This is a genomic window from Pseudomonas sp. SDI (genome assembly GCF_003105155.1).
In the GTDB taxonomy this organism is placed as follows: domain Bacteria; phylum Pseudomonadota; class Gammaproteobacteria; order Pseudomonadales; family Pseudomonadaceae; genus Aquipseudomonas.
On record NZ_QETK01000008.1, the window covers coordinates 1 to 16847 of the forward strand.

General features: G+C 59.9%; 14 protein-coding genes, 1 pseudogene and 1 riboswitch. Of the genes and pseudogenes, 9 read left to right on the forward strand and 6 right to left on the reverse strand.

All coding sequences use genetic code 11. The features are described 5' to 3' along the window. Positions 1–180: 180 nt before the first annotated feature. From DCO48_RS07020 to DCO48_RS07040, 5 genes are read left to right on the forward strand one after another with little or no spacing between them, the layout of a single operon-like run. The gene (locus tag DCO48_RS07020) at positions 181–513 is read left to right on the forward strand and encodes an RHS repeat-associated core domain-containing protein (protein WP_371919488.1); all 333 of its coding nucleotides are present in this window, start codon (positions 181–183) and stop codon (positions 511–513) included. Beyond that, positions 426–1097 carry a transcriptional regulator gene (locus tag DCO48_RS07025; protein ID WP_116549877.1) on the forward strand — a complete coding sequence of 224 codons (672 nt, stop codon included), beginning with the start codon at positions 426–428 and terminating at the stop codon, positions 1095–1097. Before DCO48_RS07020 ends, DCO48_RS07025 begins: the two co-directional genes overlap by 88 nt. A gap of 9 nt (positions 1098–1106) precedes the next feature. Beyond that, a complete protein-coding gene (locus DCO48_RS07030) occupies positions 1107–1889 on the forward strand; it encodes a PhzF family phenazine biosynthesis protein (RefSeq protein ID WP_116549878.1) in 783 nt (260 codons plus the stop codon). Between the two features lie 38 nt (positions 1890–1927). After that, positions 1928–2389, forward strand: coding sequence for a RidA family protein (locus DCO48_RS07035; protein WP_116549879.1), 462 nt, complete (start codon positions 1928–1930; stop codon positions 2387–2389). A 14-nt stretch (positions 2390–2403) separates the two neighbouring features. Beyond that, on the forward strand, positions 2404–3321 hold the full coding sequence (locus DCO48_RS07040) for a pyridoxal-phosphate dependent enzyme (RefSeq protein WP_116549880.1): 918 nt from the start codon (positions 2404–2406) through the stop codon (positions 3319–3321). A gap of 24 nt (positions 3322–3345) precedes the next feature. Here the strand turns inward: DCO48_RS07040 and DCO48_RS07045 are convergent, their stop codons facing one another. Then, entirely contained in the window at positions 3346–4428 is a 1083-nt protein-coding gene (locus DCO48_RS07045; RefSeq protein ID WP_116549881.1) for an RHS repeat-associated core domain-containing protein, read from the reverse strand. A gap of 279 nt (positions 4429–4707) precedes the next feature. On the opposite strand from DCO48_RS07045, the gene DCO48_RS07050 reads away from it, so the two are divergent. Together DCO48_RS07050 and DCO48_RS07055 are read left to right on the forward strand one after the other, a co-directional pair. Further along, positions 4708–5157, forward strand: coding sequence for a carboxypeptidase regulatory-like domain-containing protein (locus DCO48_RS07050; RefSeq protein ID WP_116549882.1), 450 nt, complete (start codon positions 4708–4710; stop codon positions 5155–5157). Between the two features lie 146 nt (positions 5158–5303). Continuing rightward, entirely contained in the window at positions 5304–7124 is a 1821-nt protein-coding gene (locus DCO48_RS07055) for a S9 family peptidase (protein WP_133247591.1), read from the forward strand. A gap of 123 nt (positions 7125–7247) precedes the next feature. On the opposite strand, the gene DCO48_RS07060 is transcribed toward DCO48_RS07055, so the two are convergent. The 4 genes from DCO48_RS07060 to DCO48_RS07075 are packed head-to-tail and all read right to left on the reverse strand — an operon-like array spanning position 7248 to position 12225. Next, positions 7248–8273 (reverse strand): iron ABC transporter permease, encoded by a 1026-nt coding sequence (locus tag DCO48_RS07060; RefSeq protein ID WP_256583988.1) that lies wholly within the window; start codon positions 8271–8273, stop codon positions 7248–7250. After that, positions 8270–9238: an ABC transporter substrate-binding protein gene (locus DCO48_RS07065; RefSeq protein WP_116549884.1), complete on the reverse strand. Its 969-nt coding sequence runs from the start codon at positions 9236–9238 to the stop codon at positions 8270–8272. The genes DCO48_RS07060 and DCO48_RS07065 overlap by 4 nt, the downstream gene beginning before the upstream one ends. Then, positions 9235–10017, reverse strand: coding sequence for an ABC transporter ATP-binding protein (locus DCO48_RS07070; RefSeq protein WP_116549885.1), 783 nt, complete (start codon positions 10015–10017; stop codon positions 9235–9237). The genes DCO48_RS07065 and DCO48_RS07070 overlap by 4 nt, the downstream gene beginning before the upstream one ends. Before the next feature lie 54 nt (positions 10018–10071). Further along, positions 10072–12225 carry a TonB-dependent siderophore receptor gene (locus tag DCO48_RS07075; RefSeq protein WP_116549886.1) on the reverse strand — a complete coding sequence of 718 codons (2154 nt, stop codon included), beginning with the start codon at positions 12223–12225 and terminating at the stop codon, positions 10072–10074. Between the two features lie 109 nt (positions 12226–12334). Then, positions 12335–12541: riboswitch (cobalamin riboswitch) on the reverse strand. A 199-nt stretch (positions 12542–12740) separates the two neighbouring features. Here DCO48_RS07075 and DCO48_RS23185 point away from each other — a divergent pair. Beyond that, positions 12741–12815 (forward strand): annotated as a pseudogene (locus DCO48_RS23185) (methionine ABC transporter substrate-binding protein); the annotation flags it as partial. 2019 nt (positions 12816–14834) lie between these two features. Further along, the gene (locus DCO48_RS07085; protein ID WP_116549887.1) at positions 14835–16142 is read left to right on the forward strand and encodes a site-specific integrase; all 1308 of its coding nucleotides are present in this window, start codon (positions 14835–14837) and stop codon (positions 16140–16142) included. Positions 16143–16482: 340 nt separating this feature from the next. Here the strand turns inward: DCO48_RS07085 and DCO48_RS07090 are convergent, their stop codons facing one another. Beyond that, entirely contained in the window at positions 16483–16650 is a 168-nt protein-coding gene (locus DCO48_RS07090) for an Lrp/AsnC ligand binding domain-containing protein (protein WP_116549888.1), read from the reverse strand. Positions 16651–16847 lie beyond the last annotated feature (197 nt).

Genomic DNA, 16847 nt, shown 5'->3' on the forward strand with positions numbered 1-16847 from the left:
AAGGGCTCGACCAAGACTGTTACGACGACTTTTAGCGTCCCATGCTATTACTACACCGGTCATTTCGGTATTCCGTTGAACATGACCGGCGAGAACGGCTAGTTCGTCTGGCGCGGGTTTTATAAGGCCTGGGGCCGGGTCGAGGCAAAAACGCCGACGCAGTTGGAACAGAACCTGCGCTTGCAGGGGCAGTACTACGACGCGGAAACGTACCTGTATTACAACACCTCCCGCTATTACGACCCGGGCGTGGGGCGGTTTACTACGCAGGACCCGATTGGGTTGGCGGGAGGGGTGAGTCTTTATCGGTATGCGGTGAATCCTACGGGGTGGGTTGATCCTGTGCGACCCACACTAGACAATATGTTGAAATATCAACATGTTGTTGATATTGTCCGGCAATCCCTCTCCACACAGACCCACCCATGCCTGAAGAACGCCAGCTGGTCCTCACTGTCCTGCGCGCCACCGTGCAGATGCTGGGCAGCGTCCTCGGCCGCAACACCGAAGTGATCCTGCACGACCTGACACGCCCGGAACACTCGGTGATCGCCATCGTCAATGGTCATATCAGCGGCCGGCGGGTTGGCAGCCCGATCCTCGCCGGCCCGCGTGAAGACCTCGGCTTCAATGCCGTGCTCGACGCCGCCCGACAGCCCGGCGGCAGCGACCCGGTGGTGGTTGGCGACTACCCGACCCAAAGCCGCGACGGCAAAACCCTGCGCAGCGCGACTGCGGTGTTTCGCGATGCCGGCGGCGAGCCCTATGCCAGCCTTTGCGTCAACACCGACCTCAGTGGCATCGCCGCTGCCCAGGCCTGCCTCGAACAGCTACTGGCCACCGCCCAGGCGCCGGCCCCGGAACCGCTCGAACAACCGGACCTGGAACAACTGATGGCGCAGATCATCGACAACGCCCTGCAAGCGGCCCGGCACAGCGGTCAGCGCTTCGGCAAAGCGCAGAAGCTCGACGCGGTCCGACAGATGCACGACGGCGGCCTGTTCATCGTCAAGGGCGCGGTCGAGAAGGCCGCCGCCGCACTGGGGGTGACCCGCTACACGATCTACAACTACCTCGAAGAAATCCGCAACGGTTGAGGAGCCTCCATGCAGTTACCCATCTATCAAGTCGACGCCTTCAGCCACCAGGTACTCGGCGGTAACCCCGCCGCCGTCTGCCCACTGCAAGACTGGCTCGACGACAGCACCCTGCAACGCATCGCCGCCGAGAACAACCTCTCGGAAACCGCCTATTTCGTGCGCGAAGGCGCGGGCTACCGGCTGCGCTGGTTCACCCCGGCGGTGGAAGTCGACCTTTGCGGCCACGCCACCCTGGCGGCTGCCTGGGTGCTGTTCAACGAACTCGGCGAAAGCAGCGAAACCCTGCGGTTCTTCACTCGCAGCGGCGAACTGCGGGTGCGCCGCGACGGCGCTTTCCTGGCCATGGATTTCCCGCTGGTCGATCCGCAACCCTGCGCGATTCCGCCGGGGCTGAGCAGCGCCCTGGGCTGCGAGATCGAAGCGCTGTACCGCGGCGAAGACTTCTTCGTGATCGTCAAGGACGCTCAGGTGGTCGAAGGCCTGGCCCCGGACTTCGCCGCCCTCGACGCCTTCGATGTACGCGGTATCTCGGTGTCGGCACCAGGGCATGAACACGATTTCGTCTCGCGCTGGTTCGGCCCGCGGGTGGGCGTGAACGAAGACCCGGTGACCGGCTCGGCGCATACGTCGCTGGCTCCCTACTGGGCCAAACGTCTGGGCAAAACCCTGCTGCATGCGCGCCAGGGCGGCGCCCGCCTGGGTCAACTGCGTTGTGAAGTGCGTGACAACGGCCGGGTGATCATCAGCGGCGAGGGCGCCCTGTACCTGCGCGGCACGATTTTTCTGTAGCACTGGGTTTCTCGATACGTCATTCAAAGGAGATGCACATGAGCGCTTCAATTTACGAAAAACTTGAACAACTGGGCATCGAGTTGCAGGCACCGGCCGCGCCGGCGGCGGCGTACAAGACCTGGGTGCAGAGCGGCAACCTGCTGTTCCTTTCCGGGCACATCGCCCGCCAGAACGGCAAACCCTGGGTCGGCCAACTCGGCCGCGACCTCGATACCGCCAGCGGCAAACAAGCCGCCCGTGCCGTGGCTATCGACCTGCTCGGCAGCCTGCATGCCGCAACCGGCGACCTGAACCGCATTGCCAAAGTGGTCAAACTGATGTGCCTGGTCAACAGTGCGGCGGACTTCACCGAGCAGCACCTGGTGGCCAATGGCTGTTCCGACCTGCTCGCCGAAGTGCTCGGTGAGCGCGGTGAGCATGCCCGCAGTGCCTTTGGTGCCAGCCAGATTCCTTTGGGCGCGTGTGTCGAAATCGAACTGATCGTCGAACTGAACTGAGCCGGAGCGCCGTCATGAGCCTGCACCTGGAAACACCCCTGATTTCATCGCGCCCGCTGAGCCTGGCCAGTGGCCAGGAGGTCTGGCTGAAGTTGGACGCCTTGCAGCCCAGCGGCTCGTTCAAGTTGCGTGGTATTGGCCTGGCCTGCGAAACCTTCGCCGCCCAGGGCAAGCGCCGCTTTGTTTCCTCGTCCGGTGGCAACGCCGGTATCGCGGTGGCGTATGCAGGCCGCTGCCTGGGCCTGCCGGTTACCATTGTGGTGCCGGAAACCACCACCGAACGAGCAAGAAACCTGATTCGCCAGGAAAACGCCGAGGTCATCGTACACGGCAAGGCCTGGCATGAAGCCAATGCCCTGGCGCTGTCGCTGCTTGGCGGCGACGACGCGTTCATTCACCCGTTCGATGAGCCGCTGCTCTGGCAGGGCCATTCGAGCCTGATCGACGAAGTGGCGGCGACCGGTTTCAGGCCTGACGCGGTAGTAGTCGCGGTCGGTGGTGGCGGGCTGTTCTCCGGGGTCTGCCAGGGCATGGCCCGGCATGGCTGGGACGCGGTACCCGTGTTCGCCGTGGAAACTGCCGGCGCCGCCTCGCTGGCGGCGTCGATGAGAGAAAAACAGCGGGTAGCGCTGGACAGCGTCAATACCTTCGCTACCTCGCTGGCGGCCAAACAGGTCTGCCAGCAGGCGTTCGAGCTCAGCCAGACAAGGCCGGTGGTGAGCCATGTGCTGAGCGACGGCGAGGCACTGGATGCCTGCGAACGTTTCCTCAGCGACCATCGCATTCTGGTTGAGCCGGCCTGTGGTGCAGCCCTGGCGCTGGCCTATGCGCCGAGCGATGCGCTGAAACCGTACCGCAAGGTGCTGGTGGTGGTCTGCGGCGGTGCCACGGCGACCCTCGACCAGATCCGCGAGTGGCGCGCGGCGAGCTGATTGGGCAGTATCGAGCCAGGCGCGTCAGGAGGCCGAGCGTATTTGCTTACTCTGTCTAGGCAGCTTGCCAAGTGAGGCGCGCCTCTGAGCGTGCATGGCCTCTTCGTAGGAAGGAGGTGCAAACATCTGATATGAAGGTGGCTCTTCAATCGATGTTGAAGGCCGAGGAGGCGAAACCTGAACGCCCGTATTCGGTGCTCGACCTAAGCGAGCGCGCGGCAAAGAGAAGGGCCGAGTTGACGCGGGTACGCTCGCGCCGCGATATCCAAACTGCCAGACGTCGTCAAAGTTCTGCATATTGCGAAAGAAATCATGCCCGTCGTTATAGTCCGCAGGATGCATATCGCCCCAGTGCGGGGTGCGCCCGTCAACGGAAACTCCCGCATAAGTTGCCGCCGGTGAGGTCGATCTGGCCATGCTGGGCTTTTCAGTCATCAGCACTTCGACCCTCTGCCTTGTAAGCTTTATCGAACTGTCGCTGTTTATGGCTACGCTAGCGGGCAGGGCAGTCCTTTGGGTCGCAACGGTAGCTTTTGCTCGTCGAGCCCAGGATTTCAACGCAGGGAGTATCAGGGTGAGAAACCCGGCATGGCCGCTGGGATCTACCTTGTTGATTGGGTCGCCCACACAATAGGCGTACGCATTCAGACCACCGGCACCCAATGGCGCCCAGCTGTCCGGACTGATGAAGCGCATCAACAGAGGATTGAAGAACCGATACTGCCCTAGCAGGTAGCATCCGGTGGCTGGGTCGATCCTTTCTCCGTTGAATCCGAGATAACCTGATCGATCGTTCAGACCTGCACAGTGGCCGTAGGCGCTGTAGGCGCGCTGCAATGGCGAGGAACCAATCACCTGTAGCACGCAGCTGTGGGCGTCACAGCCTGTGAGGGCATGCTGGGCACTGTCGTGTGTCCAGTGTCGAACCCCCAACAAGACGTTTTCGTGGTGCACGGCGGTTAGTCGGTTCCCACCTTCAATTTCGTTAGACCATCGTCCTGCCTGGTAGAAAGACAACGCTATCGACCCTGAGTGTTCCGTCGCCCAAAGATAATCCAGTGCGCTGTAATGGAAGCAGGACGCTCTCTTGGCATGACTAGCAGGCATTGAGTGCTCCGGGCTGTGAGACTGAGGGTTCGCCAAGTCTGGCACAGGGGGGAGGCTTAACAACTGGCAGAACTATCAGTTGACGCCGCTCGAAAACGTCCCAATTGACTCGTCAATCGGCCCGAGGCGACTTTCGCGGCATAGCTAACGACGGCGGGGTTGCCTTTGTGGTGATCAGCCGTTGGGAAGGGTCATTGCCACCGTGCATCAGTGCGCCGACGCAGCGGAGCGGGGCGTAGGATAATAGGGGGCAGAACGTGATCGTGGAGGTCATACAGCATGAATTTCCTGCGCACCCGCCTGATCGGCAGCGTCACCCTGGCGCTGCTGTTGCCCTATGGTCCCTTGCTGGCCGAGGAATACGGGGCAGACACACCCGTGGACCCGACCGCCGTGCAACTGCAGCCCATGGAACAGAACGGCATCAGCTACCTGCAAGGCGGCATCGGCCTGGACGAATCCACCGCCCTGCAACAAACCACTGGCTACAACCTGCACATCAGCCTTTCCAGTGGGCCGGAGAATCAGTACCTGAGCGGCGCCAGCCTGGTGCTGCAATCTGCCAGCGGGCAAGCGCTGCTGAGCCTGGAAGACGTTGGCCCGCTGGTGTATGTGAAGCTGCCGGCCGGGAGCTACCGGGTAGTGGCCAGCTATGACGGCGTACAGACCGAGCAACGGGTATCAATAACCGGCAAGGCGGTGGCGACCGCCAATTTGCATTGGCGTTGATAGGCACAAAAAGCGAGGAGTACAAATGTACTCCATGCCGGGAAATCGACACCCACCTGATATTTCTGCCAGTAGACATCGCGTTGGCTCAGGGCAAAGACTCGGCGGCCTTGACTAACACTTTCGTCCTGCTGGAGAACTCGTTCATGGACACTGTACAGGCCGTGTTGAACAACCCTGCCGAGAAAGGCGCTTATCCCTATATAAAAATCGCTTACAACTCTTTACATGCTGTATATCCGCCAAGCATGTCGGAATACACCGACTACAACAGTGCTTCCAGCCTCTTTCACACCCAGCCCGTTGACCTGTCAGCCTTCATGCCGCGTGTCGCCCGACGTGCTGGCTATGGGCCGGATTGGCCATTCGACATTACCGAAACCCCCTTGAGCGGGCACGTGTTCACGCCCAACGAGCCGGGCGTTTACCCGCTGGCGATCTTCGTTCATGGACAGCACCAACCGTGGCAGGACAATTCAGCCAAGGGCTATTTCTACCTATGCGAACTGCTCGCCAGCCACGGAATTATTGCAGCGACTATCAATATCTCTTACTTGACTGCCTCCACCCTTGACTATGGTTATAACAAGGCTTTTTGGAAAAACGAATGCGGTGCACGCCCAATTAGCGTGCTGGAGCACATTAAACAGTTCGCTGTCTGGAACGCCACGCCTAGTAGTTACTTCCATAAAAAGGTCGACATGCAACGCATTATGCTCATCGGCCACTCGCGTGGCGGCGAGGCCGTCGGGCAAGCTTCAAGCTTGAACCTGTGGAGCTTCATGAAAGGTGATGAGCTACACCCGCAGGTCAGGCTCGATGGCTATAAGAGGAACCCCATCGAGACCGTCCTCGGCCCCTACGGCTTCAACATCCGGGCAACCCTCGGAATCGCACCGACCATTTCTCAGAACATGAGCCAATACCCGCACCTGCCGATTCCCGACAATTGCTTCTTCATTCACGGTACCCGCGATCGGGACGTCCCCTACTCGGAGGCAGATGAAGCACATTCGATTGCCCACAAGGTGAATATTTTCAAGCCACTGGAATCCACTGGCAAAATCAAGGGGGTCTGGCGTGTACTGGGCGCCAATCACAATTTCTTCAATACCGTGTGGTCGAACGTCGATACCAGGGACGCGCCGGTTTCGCGAAAATCACCCGCGCCCCTACCGGGAATGCTTACTACAACGCCTGCGCCCTGGGCAGCCGAAACACGCGAAGCATTGTTGACCCCGGAGGAACAGCAGGAAACCGCAAAAGTGCTGGTCGGCGCGATGGCTCAGTATTTTTTGCTCGACAAGCAAGAATACAAAGCCTTCCTCCAGGATCACCGCCTCGGTTTGAACGCCGAGAACCGTTGGTTCCCAGCCAAGGTACAGCTCACCTCGCAGTATCAGGATGCCGAGCGGATGTATATCCAGCACAATCAGGAGTACTCGGACCACCTGACGATTTCAGCCCCACTTACCGGCCAGGTTGTAGTGAGCGAAGGTGTGGAAGCGCAACGCCATCCTGTCGACTTCTATGTCGACTCGCCGTTCAACCGGTTCCTGGTCATGCGGATTTCCTGGCAGGGGCCCGACCCGCGTTACACCCTGGCGATCGATCCCATTCCATGGCCGCAGACGCCATTCACCCATCTGGCGCTCACCGTGGCCCAGGCCGCGGCAACCGCCGACGAACTCGGGCAAGCGCTGGACTTTTCCATTGAAGTGGCGGCGGGCGAACACGTCGCCAAGGTGAGCATCAGCGACTATGCCTGCGTGCCCTATCCCGATGCCGTTCCAGACTCGCAGGGCTGCTTTGGTTTCGACAGTCTGGTGATGCAAACCGTGCGAATCCCACTGCAGGTGTTTGTCGCACAGGGGCTGGTGATTCGAGACCTGGAGCGTATTTCCCTGGTCTTTGACAAAAGGAAGAAAGGCGCGCTGTATTGCCGGGATATCCAGTTCACCCTGTAGCTTGTCATGCCCTTGCGATCAACCCCGCGTCGGCCGGTCGGCGACCCTGCGCTTGCACCTTCAGCAGCCAGCCGACCGCCACTCGGCGAGCACCCGCCAGCAGTAACGCGATGATAGGTCCTCTCACGGCTTCCTGCGTAACAAGACGATAAAGAACACCCCACCAATGGCGGCGGTGGCGATGCCGATGGGCAAGTCCTGCGGGGCAATCAAGGTACGCGCGGCGACATCGACCCAGACCATGAACAAGGCGCCGAGCAGCGCGCTGACCGGTAACAGCCGCCGGTGCTCGGCACCGACCAGACGCCGGGCCATGTGCGGCAGCATCAGGCCGACAAAACCGATAGCGCCGGATAACGCGACCAGCACGCCAGTCAGCAGCGAAGTGCCGAGGAACACCTGCCAGCGTACCTGGCGGGTATTGAAGCCCAAGCTCACCGCGGTCTGTTCGCCGCTCATCAGGGCATTCAGTGCTCGGGCCAGGCTCAGCAGCAGGACAAAGCCACCGGCCACGCAAAGCGCCGGCAGCCAGAGCAGCTCCCAGCGGGCCAGGCCGAGCCCGCCGAGCATCCAGAACATCACCGAGTTGGCCGCATGCTGGTCAGCGGTGTAGAGCAGTAAATTGGCCACAGCCATGAACACGAACGATACGGCCACCCCGGCCAGCAGCAGCCGTTCGCTTTCCAGGCGGCCCTGACGGTTGGCGATACCGAGTACCAGGGCCATGCTGCACATGGCGCCGACAAAGGCGGCCAGCGGCAGGCTGAAGACTCCGGCAAACTCGCCCAGGTACAGCACCACCAGTACTGCCCCCAGCGCCGCACCGGCGCTCACGCCCAGCAGGTGCGGATCGGCCAGCGGGTTGCGCGTCACCGCCTGTAGGGCACTGCCGACCAGTGCCAGCCCGGCCCCGACCAACGCACCGAGCAATACGCGTGGAGCGCGGATCAGCCAGACGATCTGCGCCTGGCCCTGGCTCCAGTTAGCCGCTTCGGCGAGGCCGAGCTGCTGCACAACAATCCCGAACACCTTGCTCAGCGGCATTTGCGCCGCGCCAAAACCCAACGCCATCAGGCACGACAACAACAACAGGGTGATCAGCCCCAGCACCAACGCGCGGTACCCGGCAACGCTGCGAATCGGCCTCACCGCGCACCCCCGGCAAACAGCTCGGGATGCAGCGCCGCCGCCAACTGCTCAATGGCCTCGGCATTATCCAGCGACGGCGTGACGGCGATGTACGGCAGCACCACAAAGCGCTGCTGGCGGATCGCTTCGACACTGCTCAGCGCCGGGTGGTCGAGCAGGAAGTCACGCTTGTGCTTCCACGAGGTCGGCCCGTAATCGACGATGACGATCACCTGCGGGTTGCGCTCGACCATGCTTTCCCAGTTGATCTGGGTCCAGCTGGCACCGACGTCGTCCATGATGTTCTGCCCGCCGGCCGCAGCGATCAGCGCCTGTGGCATGCCGAGTCGGCCGGAGGTGGTCGGGCGGTCTTCGCCACTGTCGTAGAGGAACACCCGCGGTGCTTGCCGCACCGTGCCGAGACGGTTGGCCACGGCGGCGACTCGCTGGCGCATGGCGGCGACCAGTGTTTGCGCACGCTCCTGCACGTCGAAAATCTGCCCGAGGTTGTCCAGGTCACGGTACAGGTCGTCGAGGCTAGCCTCGCGCTGGGCCATGATTCGCGAGCAGGACTCGCTCAGTTCGTAGACCGGGATGCCGAACGGCGCCAGGGTCTGCGGGGTGAGCGGGCCGCCGACGTGCATGCCGTAGCTCCAGCCGGCGAACAGGAAGTCGGCATCGACGTCGAGCAGGTTCTCTACCGAGGCATGGCGCGGCGCCAATTCCGGCAGGCCGGCGAGGGTTTTGCGCAGCGCCGGATCGAGGGTTTTCCAGCCACTGATGCCGGAGTAGCCGACCATGCGCTCGCGCAGGCCCAGGGCCAGCAGCATGCCGGTGAGGTTGACGTCGTGGCTCACCGCGCGTTGTGGTGGCTGCGCAAAGGTGACCGTGCGGTTGCAACTGGTGACTTCGAGTGGGTAGATGGTCGGCGCGGCGCTCAACGGCAGCGCGGCGAACAAGGTCAGGCAAGCCAGGTAACGCTTCATGCGGGGCTGATCCAGGTAATCCGTGGGTGGTGCGCCAGCGGGTGTCGATCGACCAGCGCGCGAATGCCGAAGACCTGCTCCAAGCGTTGTTCGGTAAGCACCTCGGCCGGGGTGCCACTGGCGACGATGACGCCGCGTTCGAGAACGTAGAGCCGGTCGCAGAAGGCGGCGGCCAGGTTGAGATCGTGAAAGCTGGCGAGAATGCTCAGCCGGGCCTGGCGCAGATGCTGCAGCAGTGCCAGCTGATAACGCGGGTCGAGGTGGTTGGTCGGTTCGTCGAGAATCAGCAGCTGCGGCTGCTGGACCAGTGTGCGGGCCAGCAACACCCGCTGTTTCTCGCCGCCGGAGAGGCTGGCGAACGACGTTTCGGCAAAGCCGCCCAGGCCGACCTGCCGCAAGGTCGCATCGATCAGCGCCAGGTCGGCCGCGCTGTCGCCATCGAACCAGCTCTGGTGTGGGGTGCGGCCCATGGCGACGACGTCGCTGACGGTCAGGCCGAATTCCTGGGGGAACTCTTGCAGCATCACCGCGATGCGCTGGGCTGCCCAGCGTGGCGACTGCGCCCAGATATCCGCGCCGCCGAGGCGGACCGTACCGCTATCCGGGCGATTGAAGCGATAGGCACAGCGCAACAGGCTGGTCTTGCCGCTGCCGTTGGCACCGATCAGGCCGACGAACTCGCCGGGCTCGACCCGCAGCTCGATATCGGCCAGTTGCCAGGGCTGGCCGTGGGTATCGGGCGGCGCCCAGCTGAGGTTGTCCAGGTGTAGGGTTGCCATACTTGGTCGGTCTCCACTGCGGCGAGCGACGGACCGGGGGCCGTCGCTGCCTGGTCAGAAGCTGTAGTCGGCAGTCACGAAGAACGAGCGCGGCTCGCCCATCAGCCACTGCTGGCCGCTGTTCTGCTGCGCCACGGCATAACGGCGGTCGAGCAGGTTGTTCAATTGCAGGCCGAGGCGTACGTCGGGCACGACGTTCCAGTTGATGTTGGCGTCGAGCACGGTGTAGCCCGGCACGTCGATGGTGTTGGCGGTGTTGGCGTAGCGGGCGTCAACGTAACGCAGGCCCAGGCCGGCGTCCACGTCCTGGTTCAAGGCCTTGCCCAGCCACAGGTTGGCGGTACGCCGTGGGACATTGCTCGGGCGGTTGCCGGCACGCGAGACCAACTGGCCATTGACGCTTTCGTTGAACTTGTCGTATTCGGCGCGTACCACCGAGGCGTTGGCCGAAACATGCCAGGCGTGGGCCAGGTCCAGTTCCAGGGTAGCTTCCAGTCCGTCTGCGGACTGCTGGCCGATCTGCTGGGCGAGGCGGGTGGCAGGGTCGCTGGTCAGCAGCTTCTTCTTGATGATGTGGTAGGCCGCCAGGGTCCATTCGCCACGGCCGTCCCAGAACATTTGCTTGAGACCGAACTCGGTCTGCTTGGCTTCGGTCAGGTCCATCTGCTGCTGGGCCGGGCTGAGGCTGATAAGGTTGTTCACGCCGTCTTCGCTGGTGGAGTACTGGCCGTACAGCGACAACTCCTCAGTCACTGCAAAGACCAGACCGGCACGCCAGTTGCCGCCGGCGAGGCTGCGGTCGGAGCGGCTATTGGCACGCTCGTCGGTGCGCTCGATATGATTCTGGTCGCGGCGGATGCCGGTCACCAGCGACCAGCGCTCACTGAGTTGCAGGCGGTTCTCAGCGAACACGGCAAAGGTACGGGTGGTGCTGCCGGTGGTTGGCAACAGCGGCGACTGGCTCTTGAAGTCGCCGGGGGCCGGGCTCCACGGGTCGATAAAATCGCCACCGACGTCCTTGTACGGCGAGTTGCTGGCCACGTCGAAGCGGATCCGGTTGTATTCAGCACCGACCACCGTGCGGCTGTCGAGGCCGAACAGGGAATGGTTGAAGGTGAAGTTCTGGCGGTCGCCGATCTGTTCCTGGTTGTGCTTGATCTCCAGGTACTCGCCGCGCAGCAGCTGCTGAAGAGCGCTGTTCCAGCCAAAAGCTTCGGCGTTGCGCCAGTGGCGGCGGCTTTTGATGTAGTACAGCTGGTTGCTTGCGCTGACGCTGTCGCTCAGGGTCCAGTCAGTGTTCAGCCGGGTCCACTCGTCGTGGTAGTTCTGCACGGCGTCGCGCAGGTTGTAGTTCTTGTCGCGTAGGCTGTCGCGGTAGTGGCCGTCGATCAGCGGCGTGCCGTAATAGTTCATCGGCTCGGCGTCGCCGCGTTCGTGGGCGAGGGTGAAGCTCAGGTCGTCGCTGGCTTGCCAGCGCAGTGCCGCGCTCATGGCCAGGCTGCGCGATTCGCCGTGGTCGATCCAGCCGTTGTGGTGCTGCTGGTTGAGGGTCAACCGGTAGCTCAGGGTGTCGCTCAGCGAGCCGCCGCTGTCGAGGCCGACCTGCTGGCGGTCGTCAGAGCCGTAACCCAGGCGCAGGCGGTTACGGATGGCGCCTTCGAAGGGCTTTTTCGGCACCACGTTGATCACTGCCCCGGTGGCGCCTTCGCCATAGAGCACCGAGGCCGGGCCGCGAATCACGTCGATGCGTTCGACCATGAACGGGTCGACCGGGAAGGTCTGGGTGCCGGCACCGGTGTACAGCCGCGAGCCGTCGAACAGGGTCATCACCGAACTGTGGCCGGTAAAGCCGCGCGCCGACATCGAGGTGTTGCCATTCCCTGGCGAGGCCACGCTGGTGATGCCGGGCGAGCGGGTGACGGCGTCGAGGACGCTGAGGTTGTTGCGTTGCTCGATGGTCTGCCGGTCAATGCTGCTGATGCTGGCCGGGGTTTCCAGGGCCGAGAGGTTCAGCCGCGAACCGGCGGGGGTCGGCATGGCCAGGTCGATGTAGCCGGTTTGCTCGGCGACTTCGGACACGCTCGTGGCCGGTAGGGCCAGGCTTTGCTCATCGGCAGCGAAGGCCTGGGGCGCGAGGGCCAGGCAGGGGAGCAGGCCGAAACGTAGCGAACGGTTCGCTAGCGAATGGCGTTGGGAGATACGGGACATGCGATTCCAACCAATCAGGAATGAATGAATCCCGGGGGAATAAACGCATAGGAAATCGCGAGCGCAAAAAGGCCGCGACGACCGGCCTGCGCCCGCCCACCGCGGGTGTTGCCAAACAGAGGTTGCAGGCCGGTCTCCGGGCTTGCGAGGGTCATGAACACTTCACCTTCCCATGCACTTGCACAGTGGTATATCGAAGGGCTCGCTCGCTTACCGTTGCGGGGGCAGCGCCGGACTGATCACCAGGGGTGACGCACCGGCTTCCCGTTTAATCCCCTGCACGGCGGCAGGGGACACCTGAAACTGGCGCGCATCTGACCACTTATGCGCGGGGGAGTCAATTCGGGGGAGTGAGCAGGGCAGAGGCACGCCCCTCTGTAGGCGCAGGTTTCTATAGCGGGCGTCCCCCAATCTGTTGACTGACCCTGATCCGATGAACAGCGGCAGGGCGCTGGTGCTGCTGGCCGAGGCCGGGCCGATTACCCTGAAGGACAAGAGCAACCCATACCTGGGCGGTGAAGCAGGTAGACCTGGCCTTCGTATTTGCCAACTATGCGCTGGAGGCGGGGATCGACACCAGGTGTGCGCTTCGCCGGAAGTGAAGGCATTCATCCTGAGCGGTTAAAAAGGTGAAATTACGCCAGGTTTCTGAGCCCCTATGATAACTAAACTAAATAGTCATTTAGTTTAGTTATCATTTTTAGTGATTAAAAAGAGGAGGATACCGCATCCAGAAACACTTCGCGCAGGGTTTGTTTCAGTCAGTCGATGATCCACACAACAGCCTATGAGCAGCTCTTGGTTTGGGTGTGTTACCTGATTGGCTTCTAGAGCGACGGCAGCGTCGACACAGCAAACCAGGCTGCTGACGTCCGAGCAGCCTGGTGGCCAGGTCGATGCCCTGGCCACGCGGATCCAGGCGCAGGGCAATGTCGTCGCTCATGTCTGAAGCATTGGCTTTAACTTTTATATCCAAGCCACTGGGCATGGATCAGTCGACAGTTGGCCAGGTCGTGGCGTCGACTCAGCGGGCAAACTGGCGCGCATACCGGGAACACCTTGGGGCGAATCAGGCTTTAAACACTACTCAGATCGGCCTTGGTGATCTCGACGTCAGTAAATGGTGCGCTCGAGCAATTGCGTGCCGAGCCAGTCATCAAGGTTTTTCACTTGAAGGGCGTCGAGATCGTGGGTCAGATTCTGGTGTGAAATGTGCTGTAGGCGGATTCGATCTGCCATGTAGGAATATTCGCATAATGTATATTATGTTAAATAGGCTATACGAGTCCTTGAATGAGGTGGCTACCGATGAAACTGATTCAGTTGTAACCGTTGCGAATCACGGACACTCCTACTCCTTAAACCCCCGCAACCCCCAGCCCATAAGGCCTCCAGCCTCTCGGGGTTGCTTCCGAACGCCAGCAAACCTCAGAAATGCGGACACTTCTACATCTGAGCGCCTTCCGCAAACCCTTGAATCCATTGGGTCTCGTCAAAAAACGCTCGTTTGAACCGTTGCTCCGATTTTCTGCGCTATCAGGACACTCGAGTAATCTACGGGATTTCCAGAACTACCCCTGTAAGCGAGTAAATCCAACACCTCCAGGGTTTTTTGCACCTAATGCGGACACCTTCCTGCGCACACGGCGAACCCCATAATCAGGACACTTTCCGTATTTTCAACGCTCAACGAGCCACAGTTCTCATCTGAAATACACGCGCCCTGTGGCCCCTAAAGCCCCGCAGCACCAAGCAGACAAACGCTCCAGGCCACGCGCTCCGGGCCTCACAGGAGTCCCCTCGATGTCGATCCTGGAATTCAGCTCCCTGGAAACCCCTAGTAGTAAAGCTTTCGCACAGCTCATCCACGAACGACGCTCCGAGCCGTTTTCCTGCGAATACAACGATAATGCGGACACTTTCCAAAGCCCGCCCTGAGCAACCACCAGGCGGGATCCCCGATTCTGCTGCCTTTGGTGTTATTTGCGGTGAATGCGGACACTTTCCGAAATCAACCTGCCCGACAATAATGCGGACACTTTCGTATGAATAATTTTGTAATGCGGACACTTTCGGGAGCGAAATGGACATTGGAGTGATGAGGCGTATTTATACGTATATTGCCACTTCATGCGAGTGACTAAAGAGCCTTAAAGAGGCTTCCTTATCCTACAAACAATATAAAGGAAAGTCGCATAGTTCCTTGGGCCTCGCACCCTAAGGTGGCACTGAAGCGAAAATAACAATATTCTTATAAACTGAAATTTATCTGAGCGACAAGGCATTGCCAATGCCTAACGCTGCCAGATGCAAATTGCTCAGATATGACGCAGCCAGGCAGATCCACAACTCCGATTAACTCTTAATGCGTTTCTTGCCATGTGTCAAGCAAGCATGATAGTCACTGACGGATGGAGTGGATGGGCGAAAATTTTACCGAGGTTGCGGCCGGCCAAACTTGGCGCTACTATCCGGCAATTCCCATTAACTATGGCCAGTCCATTGAAGTGAGTGATTGAAGCGGGCGGTGCAGGAGGTGAAAACTTCCTAAAACAGCCAGATTAGGAAGTTTCAATTGCTGACCTCTACCGGCCTTTACGGTATGTAAGATGACCTGCAATCCCCGGCCCATATTTGAATCTCATAGTGATTTCGTTGATCAAGATTTCACGGTAGGCCGGCCATTGATCGCCAGCGTAGCGCGATTTTTGGGAGGCTTTGCTCCCGAACTCAAAGCCATCCCAGGGTTCCTGGCCATAAGGGGCTATCTAAGGTGTTATGCCGACAACGCGCTCACATACAGCACGTACCGAGGCCACGTTGAGCGGCTATTTCTCTGGGCGCTGATCGTCCGCCAAAAGCCTGTGCACGAGTTGAAACGGCTTGATGCCGAAGCGTATCTTGAGTTTTGCAAGCACCCGCCAGCCGCTTGGGTTGGGCCAGTCGTTCGTAATCGGTTCATTTCAGAAAATGCTTTAAGTAGTGCTGATCAGCCACCGGGTCTGGAATTAGCGGCCAACCCCAAATGGAAGCCTTTCACACTGCGCGCCCCGAAACAAAATCGCGGCCTCAGTGAAAGTGTGGGGGACAATTCCTCGACCGACTATCATTCATCAACCGGTAGCATGAGCAATGTATTTAAGATTGCAAACGGCTTTTATGAATATCTAGTGGAAGAAGAAATCGCTAGTTCGAATCCGTTTCGCAAGGTTACTAAAAAGGGGCAGTACAGTTCATCTCAGCTAGAATCCAGTACTTCTCGGGCGTTAACTCCTTTGCAATGGGATTATGTGATTGATACTGCAGAATCCATGGCCGCTGCTGACCCAAGGAAACATGAGCGCACCCTATTTGTGCTCGTTACAATGTTCAGCATGTACTTGCGTATATCGGACATCGTAGGGCGTACCAACTGGCAGCCCACTATGGGGGACTTTCGTCTAGATGCTGATGGAAATTGGTGGTTCCATGTTGTGGGTAAGGGCAATAAGTCCGCAAAAATTGCAGTGCGTGATGAGTATGTAACGAAGTATCTCACAAGGTACCGTACTTTCATTGGACTGAGTCCATTGCCTATTTATCAGGAGAATACTCCACTCCTGAAAACGCTGAGCGGTCGTCCAGGCCTCTCGGATCGACAGGTGCGCGCCCTCCTCCAAACCATTTTTGACCAAGCGCTCGTCAGAATGCGTGAAGAAGGTCGTGAGCCTTATGAAATGGACAGCCTGCGCGTAGCATCATCGCACTGGCTACGTCATACCTCGGCCACCTTTGATGCGCCGTTCAGAAACGCGAAGGATCTCCAGTATGACCTGAGGCATTCCAACCTGGCGACTACCCAGAACACTTACTATCACTCACATGATCAAGAGCGAGCGCGGTCGGTCAAGCACTTAGGAACGCGAGACAGAGGCTGATGCTGCGCTGCCCTGCCCTGCCCTTCACCATCTTGATACTGCTAATCACAGCGTCAACAGTAGTGCCCGGGCGTCTCCCTGCGTGAGCTTCAGCGTACCGGTAGCCGGGGCGGCGGAAAACAGCCTTAGCGTTGATACGTACCCTTGATGTCCGCCAAGCCCTGGCCCGCGATAGCATCGTGGGCAAAAGGGCCAATTCGAGATCACTTCTGATTGCGACCATGCTGGCAGAAGCTTTGCCATCAAGCGCTTTGAGTGGGTGAGACACCCAGCGCATCGATGCATCTCACTTCACGGAGGTCGTTCAGGACTTACCTGAAGTGCTGGAGTGCTATGGCAGTTAAGAGCTAACCGGCAGCGCTGAGCTGTTCTTGACCACTAGCATCTGTAGTTCCGTTTTAAGATTCTGCACACCCCTGATCTGCGCCAGGTGTTTGGCCTGAAATGCTCGGTAGGCCTTGAGATCCTGAGCGACAACGCGCAGGAGGAAATCGCAGTAACCTACCATCCCATTTCCGCCCGATGATGGAAAGCACCTGTAACGCTGCCCCCGAATGTGCGCCGCTCAGCTCCAGCGCAATGCTATTCGACTTAGGTCTAACATCAGATCTGAGTGCAGACATCTGTATTTACAAAAAGCCTACATAAGATCCCTATGCATACCGACGAATTACACGCGACGCATCTAGCCTAGGAACCTGCCCT